The organism is Cellulomonas humilata (genome assembly GCF_013359775.1).
Classification (GTDB): Bacteria; Actinomycetota; Actinomycetes; order Actinomycetales; family Cellulomonadaceae; genus Cellulomonas; species Cellulomonas humilata.
Genome location: NZ_JABMCI010000037.1, coordinates 1 through 23,524 on the forward strand (window position 1 = coordinate 1; position 23,524 = coordinate 23,524).

Sequence of the window (23,524 nt, forward strand, 5' to 3'; positions counted from 1 at the left end):
ACCCGTCCACGCCCGCGAATCCCGAGCCACGACAGCCAGGGAGGACGTGGCATCGCGCACCCGCGCCGCCACCTCCACCACCGCAACCGTCGTCTCGAACATGTGTACGATTCTACGCGAACCGTACGCACCCGGCAAGGCCCTGACCTGCACAAACATATCCACAGGACCCACGCCGAGCCGCCCACAGCCCGCGAACTCAGGCTCAGACACGCGGTCGAAAGTCGGACGCGCAAAGCCCAGAATCGAGAGAGAGTCCGGGCGCCAGGATCCGAAGCGGACCGTGCGGTCCGCAGGCCGGACCGCCAAACCAGCCCTCGACCTACGCGCCCGCCGCCCGCAGCCGCACAGGCGCCACGGACCCGATCCCCGCCAACCGCCGCGCAGGCCGAGGCTCGAGCACGAACCGCGGATCGGCGGAGAGCACCTCGGCGGTCGAGGCGTCGACCAGGACGGTGCTCGGATCGGCGATGTCGGTCAGCCGGGCGGCCAGGTTCACGTCGGGCCCGAAGACGTCGCCGAACCGCGACAGCACCCGCCCCCACACGAGCCCCACGCGTACGGGGGTGACACCGCGGGCACCCTCGAAGAGGCCGCCGGTCGTGGTTTCTCGGTCGACGTCGAGCTCCTTACCGAGGGCGTCCGCCAGGCCGAGCGCGATGACCGCCCCGGTGGCGGCGCTGTCGGCGACGAAGAGGATGGCATCGCCGATGGTCTTGACCACGCGCCCGCCGTTGGCGGAGACCACGTCGCGCGCGGCAGCCTCGAACCGCTGGACGAACTGGGAGAGGTCCGTGGACCCCAGGCCGGCGGTCCGGCGCGTGAACGAGACCATGTCCGCGAACCCCACCGCGCGGGCCAGGGGCAGCGCGGAGCGGTCCGGATCGGGGCCGCGGAGCTGGCCGAACTCGCCCGCGTACCGGCCCGCGATGGCGGCGAGCTGGCGGCGGTAGGAGTGCACCAGCTGGGCCTCGAGGACCGGCGCCAGGGACGCGAGGCGGTCGAGGACGAGCAGCCGGGCCGAGGTGTCGTCGAGCTCGTAGCGCGTGGCCATGTCCTCGACCAGCGCCTCCACCTGCCAGAGCGCGAGGCGGTCGGAGGTGTGCCCGAGGGCGCGGGTGACGGTGATGACGGTGCGCAGGTCGAGCCCGTGCTCGCGGACCAGGGCGGCCGCCCGGTCGATGGCCTCGGCGTCGCGTTCGGTGTAGATCGGGTCGTCCGGGTCGGCGTGCGGCAGGCCCATGGTGGTCCAGAACGCGCGGACCACGTCGATCTCGATCCCGGCGCGCTCGGCCAGGTCACGGGCGCTCAGCGTGCGCGGGCCGCCCAGCAGCTCGGCGTCGAGCTCCCCCACGGTCGACTCGAGGAAGTCGAGGTCCTGCGATTGCTCGTCCGGCACGGGACGAGGGTAGTTCACCCGGCTGCGCGGACGTGGCGTACGTCACCCGCGAGCACCCGGTGCGGGGTGCCGGCGTCGTCGACGGCCACCAGCGCACCGTCCTCGTCGAGCCGTGCGGCCAGGCCGGTGACCGTGCCGCCTCCCGGCAGCTCGACCCGCACGACGGAGCCGAGGGTGCCGCAGACGGCCGCGACCTCGTCGGCCAGCCCGGACCGGACGGCGTCTCCCCCGGACTCGCGCCAGCGCTGGGCCACCTCGACCTGCGCGGCGACGAGGGCGACCAGCATGCTCTCGCGGTCGACGTGCTGCGCACCCGCGAGCGCCAGCGAGGTCGCACTGGGCACGGGGAGTTCGTCGGCCGTCTGGCTGACGTTGATCCCGATCCCGATGACGACGGCCGGGGGCTGACCCGACGGCAGCGCGACCACCTCGGCCAGGATCCCGCCGACCTTGCGCACGGCCCCCCACCCCTCGATCTCGGTCTCGGCGGGTACGAGCAGGTCGTTCGGCCACTTGAGCGTGGCGGGGACGCCGGCCGTGGCGCGCAGGGCGTTGACCGCGCCGAGCCCGGCGAGGAGTCCGATCCAGCCGAACGACGTCGCCGGCACCGGCGGGTGGACCACGAAGCTGCACGTCAACGACGTCCCGCGCGGTGTCTCCCACGTGCGCCCCGCCCGGCCGCGCCCACCGGCCTGGTGCTCCGCGACGAGCACGCTCGCGTCCGGCCACGAGGCCGGGTCGGCGCGCAGCGCGTCGGCGAGGTCGGTGTTGGTGGACTCGGTCACGTCGACCACCTCGACGCGCGTGAGCGGCCCGGCGGGGGCGAGCAGGAGGTCGCGGAGCTCGGCGACACGAAGCGTGGGCATGCCGCCATCCTGACGCCCCTTGTGGGAACCCGACACCCCGACGCGGGCAACGCGGTCATCGCACTGCACGTGCATGGTGGGCATCGACAACTAGCCTCGGTCGGGTGACCGACACCCAGCAGCCCGTCGAGACGGCTCCGCGCACCACGGCCGCCAAGCTGGCGGACCTCGCCTCGCGCTACGAGGCAGGTGCCGCGGCAGAGCAGTCCGCCGTCGACAAGCAGCACGCGCGCGGCAAGCGGTCCGCCCGCGAGCGCATCGAGCAGCTCCTCGACCCGGGCTCGTTCACCGAGCTCGACGCGTTCGTCCGGCACCGCTCCACCAACTTCGGCCTGGACAAGAAACGGATCGCCGGCGACGGCGTCGTCGTCGGCCACGGCACGGTGGACGGCCGTCCGGTCTGCATCTACTCGCAGGACTTCACGGTGTTCGGCGGCAGCCTGGGCGAGGTGCACGGCGAGAAGATCACGAAGGTCATGGACCTCGCGCTGCGCACCGGGGTGCCGCTCATCGGCATCAGCGACGGCGGCGGCGCGCGCATCCAGGAGGGTGTCGCGGGCCTGACGCAGTTCGCGGAGATCTTCCGCCGCAACGTCGCCGCGTCCGGGGTCATCCCACAGATCAGCCTCATCCTCGGCCCGTCGGCGGGCGGCGCCGTCTACTCCCCCGCGCTCACCGACTTCATCGTGATGGTCGACGGCACCTCCAACATGTTCATCACCGGCCCGGACGTGATCCGCGCGGTCACCGGGGAGGACGTCGGCTTCGAGGAGCTGGGCGGCGCGACCACGCACAACACCCGCTCGGGCGTCGCGCACTACATGGCGTCCGACGAGGACGACGCGCTCGACTACGTGCGCTCCCTGCTCACCTACCTGCCGCAGAACAACCTCACGGACCCGGTGACGTTCGACCACGAGACCGACCTGGAGGTGACCGACGCCGACGAGGAGCTCGACACCCTCCTGCCCGACTCGGACAACCAGCCGTACGACATGCGCAGTGTCCTGGAGCACGTGCTCGACGACGGTGTACTTCTCGAGGTCCAGCCGTTGTACGCACAGAACGTGCTCATCGGGTTCGGGCACGTGGAGGGCCACCCCGTCGGGATCGTCGCCAACCAGCCGATGTCCATGGCCGGCACGCTCGACATCAACGCCGCCGAGAAGGCCGCCCGGTTCGTGCGCACGTGCGACGCGTTCAACCTCCCGGTCCTCACGTTCGTCGACGTCCCGGGGTTCCTGCCGGGCACCGACCAGGAGTGGAACGGCATCATCCGGCGCGGCGCCAAGCTCATCTACGCGTACGCCGAGGCCACCGTCCCGCTCGTCACCGTCATCACCCGCAAGGCGTACGGTGGCGCGTACATCGTCATGGGCTCCAAGCAGCTGGGCGCCGACGTGAACCTGGCGTGGCCGACCGCGCAGATCGCCGTCATGGGCGCGGGCGGCGCGGTGAACATCCTGCAGCGCGGCGCTCTGAAGTCCGTCGCCGAGGCCGGTGGGGACGTGGAGGCCGAGCGCCGACGCCTGACCGCGGAGTACGAGGAGGCGATCGTGAACCCGTGGGACGCCGCCGACCGCGGCTACGTGGACGCGGTGATCGCCCCGGCGAAGACCCGCACCGAGATCACCAAGGCCCTCCGTCTGCTGCGCACCAAGCGCGCCAGCCTCCCGCCGAAGAAGCACGGGAACATCCCCCTATGAGCGAGCACCAGCACGACGAGCATGACGAGCACAGCGGGCACGACAACCCCTCCCACGGCCCCGAGCCGCTGGTCGGCGTCGACGCCACGGACCTGCACGCCGCCGTCGCCGCACTGGCAGCGGCCCTGCACGGGTACGTCGACGCGGCGGTGGGTGTGCGCGCCGAGTTCGGCTCGACGGAGGCCGACGAGGACCCGCGCATCCTCGTGCTGGAGTCGGAGATCGGCGGCCTGAACGCCCGGCTGTACGACCTGCTGCACGAGCGCCTGGGCCTGCACGCCGACCTCACGGGCATGTCCTGGGGCGAGGACGAGCACGGCGACGCGGACGCACCGCGCAGCGACGCCGAGGTCGACACGTTCCACCTCGGCTTCGTCGTCGGTCCGCCGCCCGGCACGTCGGACCTCTCGCTGGAGTCGGTGCTCGACCTCGTGGAGCAGGGGGGCGCCGAGCTGGCGCAGCACCTTGTCGACGCGGGGTTCGAGGTGGGCGAGTGGGGGGCGTCGCGCGGTGCGGCGGTCGAGTTCGAGGACGAGCTGGACGACGCGGACGAGGACGACGACAGCGACGACGACGTGACGGGCATGTCGTGATGCAGCGCGACGCCCACGTGCAGGTGGTCCGCGGCACGCCGGACGACATGGAGCTCGCCGCACTGGTGGCCGGGCTGATGGCCGCCGCGTCGGAGCGAGCACGCCTGGCGGAGGTCACCGACCGCGCCGTCGCGGCTCCGTGGGCGGACCGGCGCCGCACGATGCGGGGCTCCCGCGTCACGCTGCGGCCGGGCCCGGACGCGTGGCGCTGGAGCCTGCGCGGCTGACCCCGGAAAGCGCTCTGACCGGTCGGGTACCGACGAGTAGGGTCGGGCGGGTGACAACGACGCCCACCACCCCGAGCGCGCCGGCCGAGCGCGCGGCCTCTCCGATCGACACGATCGCGGAGTCCTACATCACCCAGTACGCGACCCTCGACCCGCTCGGCGCCACCGCCATGGGGATCGCCGGTCACGACGCCGAGATGACCGACCTCTCCCCCGCGGGCCAGCAGACCCGTGCCGAGCTGGCCAGGGAGACGCTCCAGACGCTCGACGGCGTCGCCCCCACCGACGAGATCGACGAGATCACCCTGGCCGCCATGCGCGAGCGCCTCGGCCTTGAGGTCGAGCTGCACGAGGCGGGCGAGTTCCTGCGGGACCTGAACAACATCGCCTCGCCCGTGCAGGGCCTGCGCGACATCTTCGACATCATGCCGACGGGCGACGTCGAGGCCTGGTCGAACATCGCCGCCCGCCTCAACGCGCTCCCGGGAGCGGTCGACGGCTACATCGAGTCGCTGCGGCTCGCCGCGAGCACCGGGGCCGTCGCCGCCGTCCGACAGGTCGAGGAGTGCGCCCGCCAGGCCGCCGAGCAGGCCGACCCCGAGAGCTCGTTCTTCACCACCTTCATCACGGGCGAGGCCGTCGACTCCGTGCTCGACGACTCCGCCGCGTGCTCGCTGGTCCGCGCCGAGCTGGAGCACGGCGCCACGGCCGCGCGCGCCGCGTACGCCACGCTCGCCGCCTTCCTGAAGGACGAGCTGGCCCCGCAGGCTCCGCAGGAGGACGCCGCGGGCCGGGCGCGCTACGCCCTGTGGTCGCGCGCGTTCCTCGGTGCCGCGGTCGACCTCGAGGAGACGTACCAGTGGGGGCTGGAGGAGCTCGCCCGCGTGGTCGCCGAGCAGGAGGCCGTCGCCGAGCAGATCGCCGGTCCGGGCGCCACGGTCCAGCAGGCCGTCGCCAAGCTCGACGAGGACCCCGAGCGCACGCTGCACGGCACCGAGGCCCTCCAGCACTGGATGCAGGAGACGTCCGACGCGGCCATCGCGGCCCTCAACGGCACGCACTTCGACATCCCCGTGCCCGTGCTCACCCTCGAGTGCAAGATCGCCCCGACCCAGAGCGGCGGCATCTACTACACGGGTCCCAGCGACGACTTCAGCCGCCCGGGACGCATGTGGTGGTCGGTGCCGCCGGAGGTCACCACGTTCAACACGTGGCGCGAGAAGACGACCGTCTACCACGAGGGCGTCCCGGGACACCACCTCCAGGTGGGGCAGGCCGTGTTCGAGCGCGCGACGCTCAACACCTGGCGCCGGCTGGCCTGCTGGACGTCGGGCCACGGCGAGGGCTGGGCCCTGTACGCCGAGCGCCTGATGGCCGACCTGGGCTTCCTCGACGACCCGGGCGACCGGCTCGGCATGCTCGACGGCCAGCGCATGCGGGCCGCCCGCGTGGTCTTCGACCTGGGCGTGCACCTGGGTCTGGAGGCCCCCGAGGAGTGGGGCGGCGGCACCTGGGACGCCGACAAGGGCTGGGAGTTCCTCAAGGCCAACGTCAACATGCCCGAGGCGTTCATCCGCTTCGAGTGGAACCGGTACCTGGGCTGGCCGGGTCAGGCACCCTCGTACAAGATCGGGCAGCGCCTCTGGGAGCAGACGCGCGACGCCGCCGCGACGAAGGCCGAGGCCGCCGGCGAGGAGTTCGACATCCGTGCGTTCCACGCGCGGGCGCTGAGCATGGGCTCTCTGCCGCTGGACGTGCTGAAGACCGCGTTCGCGGGCTGACGACCGACGACGAAGGGCCGGTGGCGCACGCCACCGGCCCTTCGTGCGTCGGTGCTCAGACGATCAGCGTGGACCCGTACTTGGCCAGCACCGCGACGGCCAGCAGGACGATCAGCGCGGCGGTGACGAACCAGTCGTTGCCGTGGGCCACGAACCGCCGCGCGGCCGGCCCCCAGCGACCCGGGAACGTGAGCACGCCCTCGCGCACGTTCAGCCGGGTCAGCCCGGCCCACACGAGCGTCGTGGTCACCGTGATGAGCAGGCACCACGGGCAGAGCGCCTTGATGACGAAGAACGCCTCGAAGAACAGCCACCAGGCGAACAGGAAGCCGAGGGTGTAGATCGTCTGCGCGCAGAGCATGTACCAGCGCGGGAACCGGACGCCGCCCGCGATGGCCACCGCCACGGTGATCACCACGGCCTCGGCGGCGATGCCGAGGAACGCGTTGGGGAAGCCGAACAGCTGCGCCTGCCAGCTCTTGGCGACGGTGGAGCAGCTGATGACCGTGTTGAAGTCGCACCCGAAGGTGGCGTTCTTGTCCGCCGCGAGCGCCAGCGCCTCGATGGAGAGCACGAACGACGCCAGCAGGCCGAGCAGGCCGGAGACGGCCATCTCGATCGCGGTGCGCGTCCGCCACGCCTGGGTCGGCGGCTCGAGCAGGTCGGGGTCGGGATCGACCTCGAGCTCGTCGAGCCCGTCGAACTCGTCCAGCTCGTCGACGGCCACGTCGCGCCCCTCGCCCACCTCGCTCGACGACCTCGTCGCGTCACCCACAGCGTCTCCTCGCGTCCCTCGTGATCCCGGACCGGCGGTACCGCCCGCCGCAACTGAGACCCGCGCCCATTGTGCCCCCCACACCTGTGCCACGGACCAGGACCATCGTCCGCTCAGCCGGGGCCGGACGAGCCGATCCGGACGAACAGCAACGCAGGAGCGAGCTCGACGTCGTGCGTGTGCGACGAGATCGTCGGTTGCAGCTCACACTCTCGACGCAGACTCACGATCTCGGCCGACCCAGGACCTTCGGACGACCGACGAACTAGGCTCCCCACCCGTGACCCGACTGCTGCTCGCCTCCGCCTCCCCCGCCCGCCGCGCCACCCTGCTCGCCGCGGGGATCGACCCCCTGGTCGCGGTGTCGGACGTCGACGAGGACGCGGTGCTCGCGGCGGCGACGGCCCGGTTCGGGGCACTCGACCCGGCAGACGCGGTGCTCCTGCTGGCGCAGGCGAAGGTCGAGGACGTGTCCCGGAACCTGCCCGACGAGCTCGAGGACGCGGTCGACCTGCTGCTGCTCGGCTGCGACTCGATGCTCGAGCTCGACGGTCAGATCTTCGGCAAGCCCACGGATGCGGCCGACGCCACGGCCCGCTGGCGGGCGATGCGCGGGCGGTCCGGCGTGCTGCACACCGGGCACTGGCTCATGGACGAGCGGGACGTGCCGACCATGCTCGGGGCGACGTCGTCGACGACCGTCACGTTCGCTGCGCTGTCTGACGAGGAGATCGACGCGTACGTCGCCACGGGCGAACCGCTGGCCGTGGCGGGGGCGTTCACGGTCGACGGGCTGGGCGGTCCGTTCGTCGACAGGATCGAGGGCGACCACCACGGCGTCGTCGGGCTGAGCCTGCCGCTGCTCCGGGAGCTGCTCGGCGAGGTCGGAGTGACGATCCCGAGCCTCTGGAACAAGTCCTGACCTAGGTCCCAGGGAGGACCCCGAGGGCCACGCCACGATGTTCACGTGAGCCAGCCCGCGAGGTTCACCGGGTCCGGGTAGGCCGGGACCGTCCAGGGCATCCAAGGACCTCATCATGTCGACCGTCACGAACCCCCGCTTCGTCCGCCTCGCCGGACTCCTCTCGATCATCGCCGGCGCGGTCTTCCTCGTCGCCGGTGCCGTCACCTGGAGCCAGGTGTCGACCCACCTCGCCGCAGAGAACATCACCGTCGCCGATGACGCTTCTGCCTTTGCCGGCCAGGCCGTGGACACCCCGTGGGAGGCCTTCTCCCAGGCGGACATCATCAACCACCACTCCCTCGAGGCGACCGGCGGCAAGACCTACGCCGAGCTCGACCGCGAGGACCCGCTGCGGGCGACCGCGATGAACGGCTCCTTCCTGCGCGCCTCGCTCTTCACCTCGGTCGTCGCCTTCGGTGTCGCCGCCCTGGTCATGGGCATCGGCGTGGTCTTCGGCCTCATCGGCTTCGCCCTCCGCCAGGTTGCGCCGGCCACCGCCGTCGCCGTCAAGGACGACAACGCGCTCGCCGCTGTCTGACGACCCCAGCGCACGCACACAGAGCCCGGCCCCTGAGGGGCCGGGCTCTTGCGCTTGTGCCCACCGGACAACCGCGGGCTCGCAGAGCGGGCATCACGGCCGCGTCGCCTGTGGATCCCTACAAACGACCTCCCTGGACGGTTGGCCGGATCGACAATCTTGGCGAGGCACGGGCGACGGGCGACGGGCGACGACGCCCCGGGCGTTACGGTGAGCCGTGCCCGCCATCTCCAAGGTCCTCATCGCCAACCGCGGTGAGATCGCCGTCCGCATCGCCCGAGCCTGTCGCGACGCCCGGATCGGCTCTGTCGCCGTCTACGCCGACACCGACCGCGAGGCACTGCACGTGCGGGTCGCCGACGAGGCGTTCGCACTCAACGGCGCTCGTGCGGCCGAGACGTACCTGGACATCGGCAAGCTGCTCGACGTCGCGCGGCGGTCCGGCGCCGACGCCGTGCACCCCGGATACGGCTTCCTCGCGGAGAACGCGGGCTTCGCGCAGGCGGTCATCGACGCCGGCCTGGTCTGGATCGGTCCCCCGCCGTCGGCCATCGACGCCCTCGGGGACAAGGTCAGCGCGCGGCACATCGCCCAGCGCGCCGGTGCCCCGCTGGTCGCCGGCACCTCCGACCCGGTGGCGGGCGTCGCGGAGATCCACGCGTTCGTCGCGGAGCACGGCCTGCCGGTGGCCATCAAGGCGGCGTTCGGCGGCGGCGGACGAGGCCTGAAGGTGGCACGCGAGTCGGGTGAGATCGACGAGATGTTCGAGTCGGCCACCCGCGAGGCCGTGGCGGCCTTCGGGCGCGGCGAGTGCTTCGTCGAGCGGTACCTCGACCGGCCGCGCCACGTGGAGACGCAGTGCCTGGCCGATCAGCACGGCACCGTCGTCGTGGTCTCCACGCGCGACTGCTCGCTCCAGCGCAGGCACCAGAAGCTGGTCGAGGAGGCGCCCGCACCCTTCCTCACCGACGCGCAGAACACCCAGCTGGTCGAGTCGTCGAAGGCGATCCTGCGCGAGGCCGGCTACGTCGGTGCCGGGACGTGCGAGTTCCTCGTCGCGGCCGACGGCACCATCTCGTTCCTCGAGGTGAACACACGCCTCCAGGTGGAGCACCCCGTCACCGAGGAGATCAGCGGCATCGACCTGGTCCGCGAGCAGCTGCGCATCGCGGCCGGCGAGCCGCTGGGCTACGACCACGTGCAGACGCGCGGCCACTCCATCGAGTTCCGCATCAACGGCGAGGACCCGGGCGCAGGCTTCCTGCCGGCCCCGGGGCGGATCACGACGCTCCAGTTCCCCTCCGGCCCCGGCGTCCGCGTGGACTCCGGCGTGGTCGAGGGCGACAGCGTGTCGGGGCTGTTCGACTCGATGATCGCCAAGCTGGTCGTCACCGGCGCCGACCGCCCGCAGGCCCTCGCCCGGGCGCGCCGCGCGCTGGCGGAGCTCGAGGTCGTCGGCATCCCCACCGTCGTCCCGTTCCACCGTGCCGTGCTGGACGCCGAGGCGTTCGCGCCCGCCGACCCGGCGCAGCCGTTCTCGGTGCACACCCGCTGGATCGAGACCGAGTTCGCGGAGACCGTCGCCGCGCTCAGTGCCGCGCCGACCCCCGCGCAGGACGAGGACGACGAGCCGGCGGTCCTCGAGCGCGTGGTCGTCGAGGTCGGCGGCAAGCGCCTCGAGGTCGTCCTGCCCGCCGCGCTGGCGCTCGGTCGTGGCATGGGCGGACTCGGTCGGGGGTCCGCCGGCCCGTCCGCGCGCCGCCCGGTCCGTCGGGCCGCCCGCACCAACGGCGGCAGCAACGGCACCACTCTCGCGTCTCCCATGCAGGGCACGATCGTCAAGGTCGCCGTGGCCGAGGGTGCGCAGGTGGCCGAGGGCGACCTGGTCGTCGTGCTCGAGGCCATGAAGATGGAGCAGCCGCTGGTCGCGCACCGCGCCGGCACCGTGACCGCGCTGACCGCGGGCGTCGGGTCGAGCGTGAGCGCCGGCACCGCCATCTGCGAGATCGTCGGCTGACGATCCACCACCACCGGCTCCCTGGCGACGGCTGGGTGGAGTGCGCCTGCGGCCGGCGGCACTGGGGTGTGCACGGCGCCGCGGGCCTGCTCCTGGTGCGCCGCGCGCCCGACGGGTCCCCCGAGGCCGTCGTCCTGCAGCACCGCGCGCTCTGGAGCGACCAGGGCGGCACGTGGGGCGTCCCGGGCGGCGCACGGATGCCCGGCGAGACCCCCGAGGACGCGGCCCTGCGCGAGGCGGCGGAGGAGGCGGGCATCGACCGTCAGGGTGTCCGGCTGCGCGAGTCCCGGGTGCTCCAGCACCCGGACTGGTCCTACACCACGGTGATCGCCGACGAGATCCTCCCCATCCACCCCGCGGTCACGGACTCGGAGAGCGTCGAGCTGCGCTGGGTCCCGCTGGACCAGGTGACGGAGCTGGACCTGCTCCCCGCCTTCGCCGACGCGTGGCCCCGGCTGCGCGAGCGGATCGTGGCGCTCGGCGGTCGGTGAGCCGTCTCACAGCACCGGCTGCTGGGACCGTGTCGCTTTCGGGGCAGGTGCGGGGGTAGTGTCCGGGCGGTGAGGTAAGCCTGCCCTCACCTGACGCGGGTCAGCACTGCACTCGGAAGCGTTCCATGGTCGCCAACTACCTCATCGGTCTGCGCGAGGGTCTCGAGGCCGCGCTGGTCGTCAGCATCCTCGTCGCGTACCTGGTCAAGTCCGGGCGCCGCGAGCAGCTGCCGGCGCTCTGGGCCGGGGTCGGGGTGGCGGTCGTCGCGTCGCTGGCGTTCGGGGCGATCCTCACGTTCGGCCCGTCCGGGCTGTCGTTCGAGGCGCAGGAGGCCATCGGCGGCACGCTCTCGATCGTCGCGGTCGGCCTGGTCACCTGGATGATCTTCTGGATGGCGCGCACCGCCCGCCACCTCAAGGCGGACCTGCACCACAAGCTCGACGACGCGCTCGGCGCGGGCAAGCAGGCGGTGCTGGTGGTCGCGATGCTGGCCGTGGGCCGCGAGGGCCTGGAGACCGCGCTGTTCCTGTGGGCGTCGGCGCAGGCGACCAGCGGCACCGGCTCGACCTTCGCGCCCCTGGTCGGCGCGGCCCTGGGCCTGGGCACGGCGGTGCTCGCCGGGTGGCTCATCTACCGCGGAGCCCTCAAGCTCAACCTGCGCGTCTTCTTCGCCTGGACCGGCGTGTTCCTCGTGGTCGTCGCCGCGGGCGTCCTCGCCTACGGGATCCACGACCTCCAGGAGGCCGGCATCCTCCCGGGCCTGAACACCCTGGCCTTCGACGTCTCCGCGACGATCCCGCCCAGCAGCTGGTACGGCTCGCTGCTCAAGGGCGTCTTCAACTTCTCGCCCGCCACGACCGTCCTCCAGGCGGTCGCGTGGGTGGCCTACCTCGTTCCGACGATGTACCTCTTCGTCCGCACCACGTGGGGCTCCGCACCCGCCCGCCCGTCGTCGCCCGCCGTCACGCCGGCCGTGCGCGCCACCGCTGCCTGACCCGCTCGCACGCCCCCAGCACCCTCTCCGAGGAGACCCATGTCCCGCCGCACCACCGCCGTCGCCGCCGCCCTGGCCGCGCTCGTCCTCCCGCTGGTCGCGGCCTGCGTCCCCAACGACACGGCAGCACCTGGTGACTCGGGCAGCGCGGGCGTGCTCACGGTGACCTCGACCGCCGACGCGTGCGACGTGTCCGCCGCCGAGGCCGACTCGGGCACGCTCCGTTTCTCCGTGACCAACGACGGCGACGACGTCACCGAGTTCTACCTGCTGGGCGACGACGGCCTGCGCGTGATCTCCGAGGTCGAGAACGTCGGCCCCGGGCTGACCCGCGACCTCGTCGTGCAGGTGCGGCCCGGCACGTACTTCACGGCGTGCAAGCCCGGCATGGTCGGCGACGGGATCCGCGCCGAGTTCACCGTCAACGACAGCGGTGTCGAGGTGGGCCCCACCGGGGACACCGCCGACCAGCTCGCCGCCGCCGAGGCCTCCTACGTCGCGTACGTGAAGGACCAGGTGGGCGCGCTCATCTCCGGCACGCAGGCGTTCGCCGACGCGTACACCGCGGGCGACGACGAGACCGCGAAGTCGCTGTACGCCGACACGCGCGCGCACTGGGAGCGGGTCGAGCCCGTCGCGGAGTCGTTCGGCGACCTGGACCCCCTGCTCGACCTGCGCGAGGCCGACGTCGAGGAGGGTGCCGCCTGGAGCGGCTGGCACCTCATCGAGAAGGACCTCTGGCAGCCCGCCCCGGACGCCAACGGCGGGGTCACCTACGTGCCGCTGACGCCCGAGCAGCGCGACGCGGCCGCGGCCGACCTGGTCACCTACACACAACAGCTGGTCGACGAGGTCAACGCCCCCGACTTCACGTTCGAGGCGTTCCAGATCGCCAACGGCGCCAAGGAGCTGCTCGACGAGGTCGCCACCGGCAAGGTCACCGGCGAGGAGGAGATCTGGTCGCACACCGACCTGTGGGACTTCCAGGCCAACGTCGACGGCGCACGCGTCGGGTACGAGGTGCTCGCGGACGTCGTCGAGGCCGAGGACCCGGACCTGGCCGAGACGCTGACCACCCGCTTCGCCGAGATCGACGCGCTGCTGGCCGAGCAGGGCTCCCTGGAGTCCGGCTTCACGTACTACGACCAGCTGACCGACGCGCAGGTCAAGGAGCTCGCCGCGGCGGTCGACGCGCTGTCGGAGCCCCTGTCGCGCCTCACGGCCACGGTGACGGGCGCCTGACCTTGGCCTCCCCGACGGACCCGCGCGACGAGCCCGGCGGTCCCCGGCTGTCGCGACGCGCCGTCCTCGGGCTCGGGGGCGGCCTGGCCGCCGTCGGGGTGGCTGCCGGCTTCGGTGCAGGGCGCGTGACCGGTGCGCCGACGGCAGCCGTGACCGACGACGCCGAGGGCACCTACCCGTTCACGGGCGCCCACCAGGCCGGCATCGTCACCCCCGCGCAGGACCGGCTCTACCTCGCCGCGTTCGACCTGACGACGACGTCGCGCGACGAGCTGGTCGAGCTGCTGCGCCGGTGGACCACCATCGCCGCGCGGCTGACGCAGGGCCTGTCGGCGGGACCGTTCGGGCCGGCGTCGGGACCGTACGACGCGCCGCCGGACGACACCGGTGAGGCCGCCGACCTGTCCCCCGCGGGCCTGACCCTCACGTTCGGCTTCGGCCGGTCGCTGTTCGTCGGCACCCCCGGTCCGGACGGCACGCCCGGCGAGGACCGGTTCGGCCTCGCCGACCGGCTGCCCGAGGGGCTCGTCGCGCTGCCGCACTTCGCCGCCGACGACCTCGACCCCGCCCGCAGCGACGGCGACCTGGTGGTGCAGGCCTGCGCGGACGACCCGCAGATCGCCGTGCACGCCATCCGCAACCTGTCCCGTGCGGCGTTCGGGTCCGCGACGATCCGCTGGACCCAGCTCGGGTACGGCCGGACGTCCTCGACGAGCACCGCGCAGCGCACCCCGCGCAACCTGTTCGGGTTCAAGGACGGCACGGCGAACGTGAAGGCGGAGGAGACCGACGCGCTCGCGGAGCACGTCTGGGTGCCCGCGAGCGATGTCGACGCGTCCTCGGAGTGGCTCGTCGGCGGCTCGTACCTGGTGGCCCGCCGCATCCGGATGCGGATCGAGACGTGGGACCGCACCTCGCTGCGCGAGCAGGAGAACCTGGTCGGGCGCACCAAGGGCGAGGGCGCTCCCCTGTCCGGTGGGACCGAGTTCACCGAGCCCGACTTCGCGCAGGAGGGCCGCGGCGGCGCGCCCCTCATCGCGGTCGACTCGCACGTGCGGCTCGCCCACCCGACGTCCAACGACGGGGTCCGGCTGCTGCGTCGCGGGTACAACTTCACCGACGGCAACGACACCCTCGGGCGGCTCGACGCGGGGCTGTTCTTCCTCGCGTTCGTCCGGGACCCGCGCACGCACTTCATCCCCATGCAGACCAGGCTGTCCAGCCAGGACACGCTCATGGAGTACCTCACGCACACCGGGTCCGGCCTGTTCGCCGTGCCGCCCGGCATCCCCGAGGGCGCGCTGGTCCTCGGCGACGACGGCACGCCCGTGACCACGGACGACAGCCCGTTCGTGGGGCAGCAGCTGTTCGCCTGACCGCCCCGGTAGTCTCGCGCGCGTGACGACCACCCCGCCCGCCGGCACCCCCGTCCGTACCCCGCCCGACGCCGGCACCCCGACCCGGGTGTGGCTCGTCGCCCTGCTCACCGTGCTCTGCCTCGAGCTGGTCCGCGCCAGCGGGCCCCTGCTGGACCGTGCCTTCGCGGCCGGGGTCGTCAACGCCGCGGTGACCGCGCTCGGCACCTACGCGTTCGCGGGGGTCGTCGCCGCGCTGCTGCTGCTCGCGACGCGGCGCACCACCGGCTCCCCCGACGCCCGCACCCTGCTGGTCGGCTCGGCGGTGCTCGCCGCGCTCCGGCTGGTGCTCCAGGCGCTCGACGGCTCCGCGCTGTTCGTGGTCGGGCTGGTCGCCGTGGCCGTGGCGGTCGGGGTGCTCACGCTGGCGGTCGCGTTCGTCGCCGGACGTCCCGCCGGCGGGCGGGAGGCGGCCATCGGGCTGGTCCTGGGCTGCGGGCTGTCCGTCGGGCTCCAGCTGGTGCTCGGCACGTGGGACGCGGTGTGGCGCGACGGGTGGACCGGCTGGGTGGTCGCGGGCATCCTCGCGCTCGGGGTGGTCGCGACCGCGCGCGGGCTGGTCGCGTTCACCGCCGCCACCTCGGCAGAGGCGACCGGGCGCCCCCGCCGGCTCTGGGTGCTCGGCCTGTTCCTCGCGCTGGCCGCGATGATCGTCGCCAACCCTGCGTTCGTGGCCTCGCAGTCCGGGGTAGCGCTCGGCTGGGCGGGGCTCGTCGTCGTCGTCGCGAACAGCCTCGGCGCCCTGACCCTCCTGCGACGCGACCCGTGGTCCGCGTCCGTGCGGGTGGGCGCAGCGGTCCTGCTGGTCGCCGGGGTGGCGTGCGCGCTGTGGCTCACCGGCATCGCCGCGCTGGTGGCCGTCGTCGTGCTCCAGCTCTCGATCGGCATCGTGCTCTCGGCCGCGCTGAGCGCCCACCGGCCGGCGCAGCACGGGATCAGCCGCACGGGCGCCGCGACGCTCGTCGTCGGTCTCGGCACCATCGGCCCGCTGCTGCTCTACATGCTGGACTACGACGTCCCGCTGCCGGTCGACAACGTGTGGGTCATGGTGCTCGCCGCGCTCGGGCTGGCACTGTCCGGCCTGCGCCGACGCACCCCGGGAGCCGTCCCCGCGCTGACCAGCCCGGACCGGCTGCCGCGCCGCATGAGCTCGGTCCGGCTGCTGGTCCTGCCCGCACTCGCCCTCGCAGCGGTCGGTCTCAACCCGTCGACCACCAGCACCACGGGTGCCGACGTGCCAGCCCGTGCGGACGACGAGCCGCTCGTCCTCGTGGGCTGGAACCTGCACTACGGCGTCTCCCCCCTGACCGCGGTCGACCTCGAGGGCATCGCGGTGGAGATCGAGTCGATGGACCCGGACGTCGTCACGCTGCAGGAGGTGAACCGTGGCTGGGTGTTCGGCGGCGGCACCGACATGGCCACCTGGCTCGCGCACCGCCTGCGCATGACCGTCCACTTCGCGCCCGCGGCCGACCACCAGTTCGGCAACGCGGTGCTGGCCCGCTCCGAGCTCACCGACTCCGTCGTGCACCCGCTGCCCTACGGCGCCGGCCCGCAGAGCCGGTCCGCCCTGTCGACCACGCTCACCACGGCGGACGGGACCGCCCTGCGCGTCACGTCCATCCACACGCAGCACCGCGAGGCGAACACGCCGACCCGGCTGGAGCAGCTGACCGCGCTGGCCGACGCCGAGCCTGTCACGCCCCCTGCTCTCCTGGCCGGGGACCTCAACGCCGAGCCGGGCTGGCCGGAGATCGAGCTGCTGGAGTCCGCGGGCTGGGTGCCGGCGGACTCGGAGACGCTCACCTCGCCCGCGGACGCCCCCACGGCCAAGATCGACTGGGTGTTCGGCCAGGGCGTGAGCTTCCTCCGGGGGTACGTGTGGACCGCCCCGCAGTCCGACCACCGACCCCTGTCCGTGGAGTTCTCAGTCGACTGACGCCGGCCCCGTCGACTCGCGCACCACCAGCTCGACGCCCAGGCGCACGACGCGGTCCCGTGGGTTGTCGCCGTGGATCAGGCGCAGCAGGAGCTCGGCGGCCGCGCGCCCCTTGCCGGCGGTGTCCTGACGGATCGTCGACAGGCTCGGGCTGACGTAGCGGGCGAGGTCGGCGTCGTCGAACCCCAGCACGGAGACGTCCTGCGGCACCCGGCGGCCCGCGCGGATCAGCCCGGCCTGGATGCCCGCGGCGAGCAGGTCCGCGGTCGCGAACACGGCCGTCGCGGACGGGTGCTCGCGCGCGATCCGCTCCCCTGCGGCGAGCCCGTCCTCGTAGCTGGTGCGGGCGACGACCGTGACGGGGTCGGCACCGAGGACGTCCCGCAGGCCCGCCAGCCGACCGGCCACCACGGGGCTGCGCGAGTCGGTGGGACCGCAGAACACGACCCGCCGGTGCCCGAGGGCGCGCAGGTGGTCGCCCGCCAGCCGGCCGCCGCCGACGTCGTCGGTCCGCACCGCTCCCGCGCGCCCGTCAGCCGAGGCGTCGATCACCACCGTCGGCACGTCCTCCGGGAGGTCCAGCGCCCGCAGCTCGTCGTCCGTGAAGCCCATCACGACGACGCCGTCGAGGTTCCACCGCTGCACCGAGTCCTGCACCTCGCGGGCGTCCTGGACGGCGCGGAGCATGAGGTGGTGGTCGCGCTCGCGCAGGCCCGCCTCCAGCGCACCGGCGACGCTCACGTCGTGCGGGCTGCCCAGCAGGCTGATCCCGCCGTCGCGCGCGGGGAGCAGCAGCCCCACCAGGCGGGTGCGGCGGGTGGCCAGGCTCTGCGCGGGACCGCTCGGCACGTAGCCGCGCTCCTGGACGATCCGCTCGACGGTCGCGGCGGTGGCGGGTGACACGCGGCCGAGGTTGCCGTTGACCACGTTCGACACCGTCATCACGGACACGCCGGCCTCGCGCGCGATGTCCTTGAGCGTGACGCGGGGCACCGGGACCTCCTTCGCGTGTTGACGCCCGACCTAGGGAAGTTTAGCGTTAAACGCCCGCAGCACCCGAGAGGACACCATGACCCCCAGGCAGCCCCTGCCCTCGCGCCCGGCCGCGGACCCCCGAGCGGTGGTCCTCGGGCCGCAGTTCCGGATCACGGTGCTCACCGAGGGGCTCGTGCGGCTGGAGCACTCCCCGGACGGCGTCTTCGAGGACCGCGCGTCCACGTTCGCCCTCAACCGCGAGCTGCCCGTACCGGAGTTCCGGGTGATCGAGACGGGGTCCCACGTCGAGGTCCTCACGGCCCGGCTGCACCTCGTGTACGACCGCGGACCGTTCTCCACGAGCGGCCTGAGCGTGTCTGTGCTGGGCGGCGTCAGCGCGTACCACTCAGTGTGGCGGTACGGCGACGACTCCCCCGACTCCGTGGGGCTGGGCGGGACCGCCCGCACGCTCGACCTGGCCGACGGCGCCATCCCGCTGGAGCCCGGCATCGTGTCCCGGCAGGGCTACGCGGTGCTCGACGACTCGCGCTCGATGGTGTTCGAGGCCGACGGGTGGGTGGCGCCGCGCGACGGGTCCCGGACCGACCTGTACGTGTTCGCGTACGGCCACGACTACCGCGAGGCGCTGCGGGCGTTCTACGCGGTCTCCGGCCCGACGCCCGTGCTCCCCCGGTTCGCGCTGGGCAACTGGTGGAGCCGGTTCCACCGCTACACCACCGAGACGTACACGGCCCTGCTGCACCGGTTCGACGCCGAGGGGATCCCGTTCAGCGTCGCCGTCATCGACATGGACTGGCACGTCACGGACGTCGACCCCGCCATCGGCAGCGGCTGGACCGGGTACACGTGGAACCGGGACCTGTTCCCCGACCCGGCGGCGTTCCTGAGCACCCTGCACGACCGCGGCCTGCGCGTCACGCTCAACGTCCACCCCGCCGACGGCGTCCGCACGCACGAGGACGCGCACGCCGAGCTGGTCGCCGCGCTCGGCCGCCCGCCGCAGGAGCCGATCCCGTTCGACGTCACCGACCGGGAGTTCCTCGACGCCTACTTCGACGTCCTGCACCGCGGCCTCGAGCGTGACGGCGTGGACTTCTGGTGGCTCGACTGGCAGTCCGGACCGCACTCGCGCGTCGCCGGCATCGACCCCCTGTGGATGCTCAACCACTTCCACTTCCTCGACAACGCGCGCGACGGGCGCCGGCCGCTCACGTTCTCCCGCTACGCCGGCCCCGGCAGCCACCGCTACCCGGTCGGGTTCAGCGGCGACACCGTCATCTCGTGGGCGTCCCTGGCCTTCCAGCCGTACTTCACCGCGACCGCGTCGAACATCGGCTACGGCTGGTGGAGCCACGACATCGGCGGGCACATGTTCGGCGGTAAGGACGACGAGCTGGCCACCCGCTGGCTCCAGCTCGGCGTGTTCTCGCCGATCCTGCGCCTCCACTCGGGCTCCAACCCGTTCACGGCGAAGGAGCCGTGGACGTTCGAGCCCGCCGCGCGCGCCGTGATGACCGAGCACCTGCGCCTGCGCCACCGCCTGCTGCCGTACCTGCACACGATGAACCACCGGGCCGCGGCGCAGGGCCGGCCGCTGGTCGAGCCGATGTACCACGCCTGGCCGTCCGAGCCGGAGGCGTACGACCAGCCGAACCAGTACCTGTTCGGCAGCGAGCTCGTGGTGGCCCCACTGACCAGCCCCGCCGACCTGCGCACGCGACTGGCCTCCGTCCGCGCCTGGCTGCCCGCCGGCACCTGGGTCGACGTGCTCACCGGCCTGGTCTACGACGGCGGCCGCGAGCTCCTGCTGCACCGCGACCTGGCGACCATCCCCGTGCTCGCCCCCGCCGGTGCGATCGTGCCGCTCGACGGCGCCGCGGTTCCCGGGAACGACCCGGTGAACCCTTCGACGCTCGAGGTCCTGGTCGTCGTCGGCGCGGACGGCACCTTCACGCTCGTCGAGGACGACGGCTCGGCCGACGGTGTCGCGTCGACGCCGCTCACCTTCGCGCAGAGCACCGGGACGTTCACGGCGGGGCCCGCGGTCGGCGCGCTGGACTGCCTGCCCGCCACCCGGTCGTGGACCGTGACGTTCCTGTCCTTCGACGGCTCACCGTCGGTCGACGGCGTCGAGAGCCGGCTGGAGCGCACCGACGGTCGCGTCTCGATCACGGTCGACGACGTCCCCGTCGGCGCCACGCTCACGGTCGACGTCGGCCCGGACCCGCAGCTCGCTCCCAACGACGTCGCCGCGCGCCTGTTCGCCCTGCTCGACCGCGCGCAGATCAGCTACGACCTCAAGACGCGCATCCACCAGATCGCGACGTCCGACGCGCCCCTGACGGTCCGCGCCTCACACCTCCAGTCGCTCCAGCTCGACCCGGCCCTGGGCACGGCGGTCGGCGAGCTCCTGCTGGCCCGCGCCTGACGACAGGGTCGATCGCTTCCGTTCAGAGTCCGAGGAGCCTGTGGACCGCTTGCTCGACCGCGAGGACGACGAGCGGCTCGGCCGAGCCGAAGCGGGTCGTCAGGCGCCGCGGCGAGATCGCGCCGCCGTCCTCGCACCTGGCGTAGCTCGTCGCCTTCAAGCCCGAGCTGCCCGGCTCGATCTCGATCCGGGTCGGTGAATCCCACGGTGTCCTCGTGATCGGAACGACCGTGACGACCGGCGGGTTCGAGTCCAGCCACGGCTGCGCGCTGAGCACCAGCACCGGCCGCGTGCCACCCTGCTCGTGCCCGACGGGCTGCCCGAGGTCCGCGAGGTAGATGTCGCCGCGCCTCACCAGTCGCCGGCCGCGCTGATGGCGTCGTCGGCGCTGTCGGCGACGTTCTGCCGCATCGTCGCGGCGCCGGCGTCGACCACGTTCGCCGACTCGGCGTTCGCGCGCCGCACCTGCTGCCAGAACTGCTGCTCCTCCACCTGGTCGAGCGCAGCCGTCAGCGCCCCCGCGAGGGTCGTACGCTCCTGCTCCGCGAGCCGCGACAGCCGATCGCGGAGATCCTTGGGGACCTTGATGGTGGTCATCACAGTCATACTGCAAGTATACCGCCAGGGATACCTGCGGGCCACTACGGGCGCGTGCCGCTCCGCGACCCCCACCCTCCACGGCGCTCCGGGTCAGTCCCAGAGTCCATGGTCGGACCGACCCTGCGCTCCACTACGGGCGCGTGCCGCTCCGCGACCCCCACCCTCCGCGGCGCTCCGGGTCAGTCCTCCGCGCGGTGGTGCAGGACGCGCGCCACCTCGGCGATCGTGCCCGACATCGACGGGTAGACCGTCGCCGTCTCGGCCAGCTGGTCCGTGGTCAGGTGGTGCGTCACGGCGAGCGTCAGCGGGTAGATCGACTCGCTGGCGCGGGGTCCGACCACCACGGCGCCGAGCACGGTCCCGGTGGCGCCGTGGGCGAAGATCTTGATGAACCCGTCGCGCACGCCCAGCATCTTGGCGCGAGGATTGCGGGCCAGCGGCAGCATGCTCACCGAGTACTTGACGCCCTGCTCCTGGAGCCGCGCCTCCGACGAGCCCACCGTGGCGATCTCGGGCGACGTGAAGATGTTCGCGGACACCCCCCGCAGCGACAGGGGCTTCACCGCGTCGCCCAGCGCGTGCGCCATGGCGAGCCGGCCCTGCATGGCCGCGACCGACGCGAGCGGCAGCACCCCGGTCACGTCGCCGGCGGCGTAGATGCCGCGCACGTTGGTGCGGGAGACCTTGTCCACCTCGATGTGCCCGGACGGGGTGAGCCGCACCCCCGCCTCCTCCAGGCCGAGGCCCGCGCTGGTCGGGATGGAGCCGACCGCGAACAGCACGTGCGAGCCTTCGATCACGCGGCCGTCGGACAGGGTCACCTCGACGCCGTCGGCGGTCCGGCGGGCCCCCGCGGCACGCGACCGGGACATCACCGTCATGCCACGCGTCTTGAACACGTCCTCGAGCAGCTGGGCGGCGTCGGCGTCCTCACCGGGGAGCACCCGGTCGCGGCTGGACACGAGGACCACGTCCGCGCCGAGCGAGGTGTACGCCCCGGCGAACTCGGCCCCCGTGACGCCCGACCCGACGACGATGAGACGCTTCGGCAGCACGTTCAGGTCGTACAGCTGGGTCCAGGTGAGGATCCGCTCGCCGTCGGGCCGGGCCTCGTCGAGGGTGCGCGGGGTGGCCCCGGTGGAGACGAGCACGACGTCGGCGTCGAGCGTGAGGTCGTCGACGCCCTGCGGGGTGGTCACGACGACCTTCGACGGACCGTCGAGGTGGCCGTGCCCGATCACGATGCGCACGCCCTCGCGCTCCAGGCGGGCCCGGATGTCGGCGGACTGCGCGGCCGCGAGCGCCTTGACCCGCGTGTTCACGGCCGCGAGGTCGATGCGGTGCCGCAGCTGCTCGAGCGTGCCGCCGACCGCACCGGACAGCAGCGTGCCGTCGAGCCGGATGCCCAGCTCCGGGGCGCGGTCCGCGATCGTCATCCACTCGGCGGTGGCGATGAGGGTCTTGGACGGGACCACGTCGGTCAGCACGGCGGCGCCGCCCATCCCGGCCGCCTCGACCACCGTGACGTCCGCGCCGAGCCGACGCCCGACGAGGGCCGCCTCGTAGCCTCCGGGTCCGCCGCCGAGGATGACGACGCGGTTGGCTGCGGGATGCTGCGCGGGGGTGCTCACGGTCACCCATTCTGCCGGTCCGGCGGCGAGCGGCCAGGCGGACGGTGGGCGTTAGCCTTCGACCATGAGCGACGTCACACCGGCCCCCGACCTCGACGACCCGGCGACGGACCCGTCCGACGTGGCCCGCGCCGCAGCCGCGTACATCGCGCAGGCCACCGGCGTCGAACGCCACCACGTCGCACTCGTGCTGGGTTCGGGCTGGGGCGGCGCGGCCGAGCTGCTGGGCGAGACGGTCGCGGAGCTGCCCAGCCACGAGGTGCCGGGGTTCGCCGCACCGGCCGTCGTCGGGCACGTGGGCACCATCCGGTCCATCCGGATCGAAGGCACCGACCGGCACGCCCTGGTGCTCGGCTCGCGCACCCACCTGTACGAGGGCCGGGGCGTCCGCAGGGTCGTGCACGGGGTGCGCACCGCGGCTGCGACGGGTGCGTCGACCGTGGTCCTCACCAACGGCTGCGGCGGGCTCAACCCGGCGTGGGGTCCCGGCACCCCGGTGCTCATCAGCGACCACCTCAACCTCACGGCCACCTCCCCGCTGGAGGGCGCGACGTTCGTCGACCTCACGGACCTGTACAGCGCACGGCTGCGCGCGGTCGCCCGGGAGGTCGACGCCTCGCTGGACGAGGGCGTCTACGTGCAGTTCCGCGGGCCGCACTACGAGACCCCGGCCGAGGTGCGGATGGCCGGGACGATCGGCGGCGACCTGGTGGGCATGTCGACGACGCTGGAGGCCATCGCCGCGCGGCATGCCGGCCTCGAGGTGCTCGGCATCTCGCTGGTGACCAACCTCGCGGCCGGCATCAGCCCGGAGCCGCTGTCGCACGCCGAGGTCCTCGAGGCCGGCCGGGCGGCCGGTCCGCGGATCAGCGACCTGCTCGCGCAGATCGTCCGTCGCCTCTAGGTGCAGGGGGCCCGGCG

At 73.1% G+C, this 23,524-nt stretch carries 21 protein-coding genes; 14 read left to right on the forward strand and 7 right to left on the reverse strand.

What is annotated here, in order from left to right; genetic code table 11:
* Window positions 1–322 precede the first annotated feature (322 nt).
* Together HP550_RS01305 and HP550_RS01310 are read right to left on the reverse strand one after the other, a co-directional pair.
* Window positions 323–1,399, reverse strand: coding sequence for an adenylate/guanylate cyclase domain-containing protein (locus HP550_RS01305; RefSeq protein ID WP_343047927.1), 1,077 nt, complete (start codon window positions 1,397–1,399; stop codon window positions 323–325).
* Window positions 1,400–1,413: 14 nt separating this feature from the next.
* On the reverse strand, window positions 1,414–2,265 hold the full coding sequence (locus HP550_RS01310; protein WP_175345800.1) for a biotin--[acetyl-CoA-carboxylase] ligase: 852 nt from the start codon (window positions 2,263–2,265) through the stop codon (window positions 1,414–1,416).
* 104 nt (window positions 2,266–2,369) lie between these two features.
* Between HP550_RS01310 and HP550_RS01315 the strand changes: the two genes are divergently transcribed.
* The 4 genes from HP550_RS01315 to HP550_RS01330 are packed head-to-tail and all read left to right on the forward strand — an operon-like array spanning window position 2,370 to window position 6,572.
* A complete protein-coding gene (locus HP550_RS01315) occupies window positions 2,370–3,971 on the forward strand; it encodes a carboxyl transferase domain-containing protein (RefSeq protein WP_175345801.1) in 1,602 nt (533 codons plus the stop codon).
* Window positions 3,968–4,564, forward strand: a complete 597-nt coding sequence (locus HP550_RS01320) for a hypothetical protein (RefSeq protein WP_175345802.1) — start codon at window positions 3,968–3,970, stop codon at window positions 4,562–4,564. Before HP550_RS01315 ends, HP550_RS01320 begins: the two co-directional genes overlap by 4 nt.
* Window positions 4,564–4,791, forward strand: coding sequence for an acyl-CoA carboxylase subunit epsilon (locus tag HP550_RS01325; protein WP_175345856.1), 228 nt, complete (start codon window positions 4,564–4,566; stop codon window positions 4,789–4,791). The genes HP550_RS01320 and HP550_RS01325 overlap by 1 nt, the downstream gene beginning before the upstream one ends.
* Before the next feature lie 50 nt (window positions 4,792–4,841).
* Window positions 4,842–6,572: a DUF885 family protein gene (locus HP550_RS01330; RefSeq protein WP_175345803.1), complete on the forward strand. Its 1,731-nt coding sequence runs from the start codon at window positions 4,842–4,844 to the stop codon at window positions 6,570–6,572.
* A gap of 55 nt (window positions 6,573–6,627) precedes the next feature.
* Here the strand turns inward: HP550_RS01330 and HP550_RS01335 are convergent, their stop codons facing one another.
* A complete protein-coding gene (locus HP550_RS01335; protein WP_343047929.1) occupies window positions 6,628–7,347 on the reverse strand; it encodes a vitamin K epoxide reductase family protein in 720 nt (239 codons plus the stop codon).
* 280 nt (window positions 7,348–7,627) lie between these two features.
* On the opposite strand from HP550_RS01335, the gene HP550_RS01340 reads away from it, so the two are divergent.
* The 8 genes from HP550_RS01340 to HP550_RS22875 all read left to right on the forward strand — a co-directional run bounded on the left by HP550_RS01340 (window position 7,628) and on the right by HP550_RS22875 (window position 16,948).
* Window positions 7,628–8,269 (forward strand): Maf family nucleotide pyrophosphatase, encoded by a 642-nt coding sequence (locus HP550_RS01340; RefSeq protein ID WP_175345804.1) that lies wholly within the window; start codon window positions 7,628–7,630, stop codon window positions 8,267–8,269.
* A gap of 115 nt (window positions 8,270–8,384) precedes the next feature.
* Window positions 8,385–8,849 carry an aromatic ring-opening dioxygenase LigA gene (locus tag HP550_RS01345; RefSeq protein ID WP_175345805.1) on the forward strand — a complete coding sequence of 155 codons (465 nt, stop codon included), beginning with the start codon at window positions 8,385–8,387 and terminating at the stop codon, window positions 8,847–8,849.
* Between the two features lie 217 nt (window positions 8,850–9,066).
* Window positions 9,067–10,866, forward strand: coding sequence for an ATP-binding protein (locus tag HP550_RS01350; RefSeq protein WP_175345806.1), 1,800 nt, complete (start codon window positions 9,067–9,069; stop codon window positions 10,864–10,866).
* Between the two features lie 68 nt (window positions 10,867–10,934).
* The gene (locus HP550_RS01355; protein ID WP_343047930.1) at window positions 10,935–11,357 is read left to right on the forward strand and encodes an NUDIX domain-containing protein; all 423 of its coding nucleotides are present in this window, start codon (window positions 10,935–10,937) and stop codon (window positions 11,355–11,357) included.
* Window positions 11,358–11,482: 125 nt separating this feature from the next.
* Window positions 11,483–12,352 carry an iron uptake transporter permease EfeU gene (efeU, locus tag HP550_RS01360; protein WP_175345807.1) on the forward strand — a complete coding sequence of 290 codons (870 nt, stop codon included), beginning with the start codon at window positions 11,483–11,485 and terminating at the stop codon, window positions 12,350–12,352.
* Between the two features lie 39 nt (window positions 12,353–12,391).
* Window positions 12,392–13,594 carry an iron uptake system protein EfeO gene (efeO, locus tag HP550_RS01365; RefSeq protein WP_175345808.1) on the forward strand — a complete coding sequence of 401 codons (1,203 nt, stop codon included), beginning with the start codon at window positions 12,392–12,394 and terminating at the stop codon, window positions 13,592–13,594.
* A gap of 2 nt (window positions 13,595–13,596) precedes the next feature.
* Window positions 13,597–14,970 (forward strand): iron uptake transporter deferrochelatase/peroxidase subunit, encoded by a 1,374-nt coding sequence (gene efeB / locus HP550_RS01370; protein WP_175345809.1) that lies wholly within the window; start codon window positions 13,597–13,599, stop codon window positions 14,968–14,970.
* Window positions 14,971–14,992: 22 nt separating this feature from the next.
* Window positions 14,993–16,948 (forward strand): endonuclease/exonuclease/phosphatase family protein, encoded by a 1,956-nt coding sequence (locus HP550_RS22875; protein ID WP_175345810.1) that lies wholly within the window; start codon window positions 14,993–14,995, stop codon window positions 16,946–16,948.
* Here HP550_RS22875 and HP550_RS01380 read toward each other — a convergent pair.
* Window positions 16,937–17,941, reverse strand: coding sequence for a LacI family DNA-binding transcriptional regulator (locus HP550_RS01380; protein ID WP_343047931.1), 1,005 nt, complete (start codon window positions 17,939–17,941; stop codon window positions 16,937–16,939). The two genes, HP550_RS22875 and HP550_RS01380, sit on opposite strands and share 12 nt — an antisense overlap.
* 76 nt (window positions 17,942–18,017) lie before the next feature.
* On the opposite strand from HP550_RS01380, the gene HP550_RS01385 reads away from it, so the two are divergent.
* On the forward strand, window positions 18,018–20,372 hold the full coding sequence (locus HP550_RS01385) for a glycoside hydrolase family 31 protein (protein ID WP_175345811.1): 2,355 nt from the start codon (window positions 18,018–18,020) through the stop codon (window positions 20,370–20,372).
* Between the two features lie 22 nt (window positions 20,373–20,394).
* Here HP550_RS01385 and HP550_RS01390 read toward each other — a convergent pair whose 3' ends face one another.
* The 3 genes from HP550_RS01390 to HP550_RS01400 form a co-directional block, all read right to left on the reverse strand.
* Window positions 20,395–20,727: a type II toxin-antitoxin system PemK/MazF family toxin gene (locus HP550_RS01390; RefSeq protein ID WP_175345812.1), complete on the reverse strand. Its 333-nt coding sequence runs from the start codon at window positions 20,725–20,727 to the stop codon at window positions 20,395–20,397.
* Window positions 20,724–20,978, reverse strand: a complete 255-nt coding sequence (locus HP550_RS01395) for a hypothetical protein (RefSeq protein ID WP_175345813.1) — start codon at window positions 20,976–20,978, stop codon at window positions 20,724–20,726. The genes HP550_RS01390 and HP550_RS01395 overlap by 4 nt, the downstream gene beginning before the upstream one ends.
* 173 nt (window positions 20,979–21,151) lie before the next feature.
* Window positions 21,152–22,603: an NAD(P)H-quinone dehydrogenase gene (locus tag HP550_RS01400; RefSeq protein WP_175345814.1), complete on the reverse strand. Its 1,452-nt coding sequence runs from the start codon at window positions 22,601–22,603 to the stop codon at window positions 21,152–21,154.
* A 64-nt stretch (window positions 22,604–22,667) separates the two neighbouring features.
* Here HP550_RS01400 and HP550_RS01405 point away from each other — a divergent pair, with 64 nt between their 5' ends.
* Window positions 22,668–23,507: a purine-nucleoside phosphorylase gene (locus tag HP550_RS01405; protein WP_175345815.1), complete on the forward strand. Its 840-nt coding sequence runs from the start codon at window positions 22,668–22,670 to the stop codon at window positions 23,505–23,507.
* Window positions 23,508–23,524 lie beyond the last annotated feature (17 nt).

Bases quoted from the DNA above. Each gene is read 5' to 3' on its own strand.
- HP550_RS01310 (WP_175345800.1), bottom strand. From the start codon at position 2,265: ATGCCCACGCTTCGTGTCGCCGAGCTCCGCGACCTCCTGCTCGCCCCC.
- HP550_RS01320 (WP_175345802.1), top strand. From the start codon at position 3,968: ATGAGCGAGCACCAGCACGACGAGCATGACGAGCACAGCGGGCACGAC.
- HP550_RS01325 (WP_175345856.1), top strand. From the start codon at position 4,564: ATGCAGCGCGACGCCCACGTGCAGGTGGTCCGCGGCACGCCGGACGAC.
- HP550_RS01345 (WP_175345805.1), top strand. From the start codon at position 8,385: ATGTCGACCGTCACGAACCCCCGCTTCGTCCGCCTCGCCGGACTCCTC.
- efeU (WP_175345807.1), top strand. From the start codon at position 11,483: ATGGTCGCCAACTACCTCATCGGTCTGCGCGAGGGTCTCGAGGCCGCG.
- efeO (WP_175345808.1), top strand. From the start codon at position 12,392: ATGTCCCGCCGCACCACCGCCGTCGCCGCCGCCCTGGCCGCGCTCGTC.
- HP550_RS01385 (WP_175345811.1), top strand. From the start codon at position 18,018: ATGACCCCCAGGCAGCCCCTGCCCTCGCGCCCGGCCGCGGACCCCCGA.
- HP550_RS01395 (WP_175345813.1), bottom strand. From the start codon at position 20,978: ATGACTGTGATGACCACCATCAAGGTCCCCAAGGATCTCCGCGATCGG.
- HP550_RS01405 (WP_175345815.1), top strand. From the start codon at position 22,668: ATGAGCGACGTCACACCGGCCCCCGACCTCGACGACCCGGCGACGGAC.